The sequence below is a fragment of the Microcystis sp. T1-4 genome, assembly GCF_000297435.1.
Lineage (GTDB): Bacteria > Cyanobacteriota > Cyanobacteriia > Cyanobacteriales > Microcystaceae > Microcystis.
Map to the genome: position 1 here is coordinate 1 of NZ_CAIP01000041.1, position 2069 is coordinate 2069.

Genomic DNA, 2069 nt, shown 5'->3' on the forward strand with positions numbered 1-2069 from the left:
CAGCCAACCCTTTCTATGAAGAGACTTGACTTTCTACCCGTCCTATGCTATCTTGGCCGGTGTCCCTAACAGTATTTTTCGTGAGCAAAGCAATGATGTCTTTAAAAACCTCTTTAGCAGGGGCTGCTACCGCCATCGGTTTGACCGCCCTAGCCTATCCCGCCCAAGCTGCCCAGTTCAGCTTCACCTATAACGACGCCGCGAACATGATAGTTCTCAGTGGAATACTGACGGGAACGGCTACAGGGAATATTATCGAGATCGATGGATTTAGTAACCTCGTGTATAATGGTGTTCCCCTTCCTTTCTCTACCTTGTCAGGGGGTACGGTCGATTCCTATTTTTCCGCTCCTGGCAATCAAGCTACGGCTAGTTTCGATGGTTCAGTGATGGATTTTGTGCTTTTCGATAATGCGATGAGTGACTACGTTGGCTTTGGTCCTGGCATCAGCATGATGGGACTGGCTTTCGCTTCAAGTGTTCCTGGTGTTCTGGGTGACCTAGGGGGTAACGAATTGCCATTTGATCCTAGTAACATGATGTGGGAAGCAGCACTCATCCCCGAACCTGGTGCTGTTGTCGGCCTATTGGGGTTAGGTTTGGGTGCCTTGGCTTCTAAAGTTATCAAAAAAGGTTAATTTTGATTTTCCCGATGAGAGGTGAGGGTGCAAGCAGTTCGATAAACGCACTGACCACCTTGTACTCCTCCCCCACAGGGTTTTTTCAGGATTGATGCCTAATTCCCCTAATCTTGCCGTTAACTGCTCGACTTTTGGTGAAGCCAGTTCTTTTTGCCGACGTTCAGATTTTTTGGACTGTCTCTCCAGAATAGCGGCTTCCACCGGTGTGGGGACTAACTCGCCCTTAGAACTAAAATAACGCAATTTATCGGCGTATATACCTAAATATAACCCCAATTCTTCACTCCATAACCAACCTTGCTGATTGGGTTGAATCGGTTGATATTTGGCTCTTCTAGGTTCTGTGTGATAAGTTTAACTTATATAGGATCGATCAATCTTTGTGTCCTTTGTGTCTTTGTGGTTCCTTCCACTCGCTCGCTAGGAAGAATGTATCTTAGAATACATTTTGCCCACCAAACCTAAGAGAGCCGATATTTTCCCTCTTTTTGCCATACTGCCCAACTTTTCCGGTTTTGGTTTCTAGTGGTTCCTAATACTACAAAAAAGTCAAGTCCTCTAAAGTATTCTGATTTTTTCTGATTTGGGCTGTAGTAGATGGTTAAATTCCAGGTTGCAAAGTAATCTTCTCTATCTTGCCATAACCATTCTAGGCATTTTATCAACAAAATAATCTGAGTTAGGTGTAAATTACTTTCCCAGGTTGGTTCATCACTCCAAAATTCGCCATTGGGGAAGATTATCTCATCTTTTCGGGCAGTTTGGCTAGGGGATAGGGGTTGAGTTCTAGTCATCGGAAATTTGGGTCTGAAACCCCGTCGTTCTAGGTTGGCTTTGCTGTTAAATATGAGCATCGTTTACACGATATATGCTAAAATGTGAGACATGGAAAAAGCCTATTCTTACCGATTTTACCCCACACCCGAACAAGAGTCGCTATTGCGGCGCACTTTGGGCTGTGTAAGATTGGTTTACAATAAGGCTCTCCATCTCAGAACACAAGCATGGTACGAAAAGCAAGAAAGAGTAGGCTACGCTCAAACTTCTTCAATGCTAACCGATTGGAAAAAGCAAGAAGAATTACACTTTCTCAACGAGGTAAGCTGTGTACCTTTACAACAAGGGTTAAGACACCTACAAACAGCTTTTACTAATTTCTTTGCTGGTCGTACTAAGTATCCTAACTTTAAGAAAAAACATCAAGGAGGAAGTGCCGAATTTACTAAGTCTGCTTTTAAATTTAAAAACAAACAAATCTATTTAGCCAAATGCACGGAACCCTTACCTATTCGATGGTCAAGACAAATACCAGAAGCTTGTGACCCAAGTACAGTAACGGTCAGATTACATCCTTCTGGACGTTGGCATATCTCAATAAGATTTGATGACCCAACGATTAAGCCATTACCAGTAACAGATAAAGCCATC

At 43.3% G+C, this 2069-nt stretch carries 2 protein-coding genes and 1 pseudogene; 2 read left to right on the forward strand and 1 reads right to left on the reverse strand.

All coding sequences use genetic code 11. From position 1 onward, the window contains the following. Positions 1-44: 44 nt before the first annotated feature. Positions 45-638, forward strand: a complete 594-nt coding sequence (locus MICAI_RS02415) for a PEP-CTERM domain protein (RefSeq protein WP_008197307.1) — start codon at positions 45-47, stop codon at positions 636-638. Between the two features lie 195 nt (positions 639-833). On the opposite strand, the pseudogene MICAI_RS27705 reads toward MICAI_RS02415, so the two are convergent. Next, positions 834-1435, reverse strand: a pseudogene (locus MICAI_RS27705) (Uma2 family endonuclease); the annotation flags it as partial. A 91-nt stretch (positions 1436-1526) separates the two neighbouring features. On the opposite strand from MICAI_RS27705, the gene MICAI_RS02430 reads away from it, so the two are divergent. After that, positions 1527-2069: RNA-guided endonuclease InsQ/TnpB family protein (locus MICAI_RS02430; protein ID WP_039899492.1), on the forward strand; the 543-nt coding region annotated here is incomplete at its 3' end.

What these genes read in the sequence shown, in the direction of transcription:
- MICAI_RS02415 (WP_008197307.1), top strand. Translation starts at nt 45, where the DNA reads ATGCTATCTTGGCCGGTGTCCCTAACAGTATTTTTCGTGAGCAAAGCA.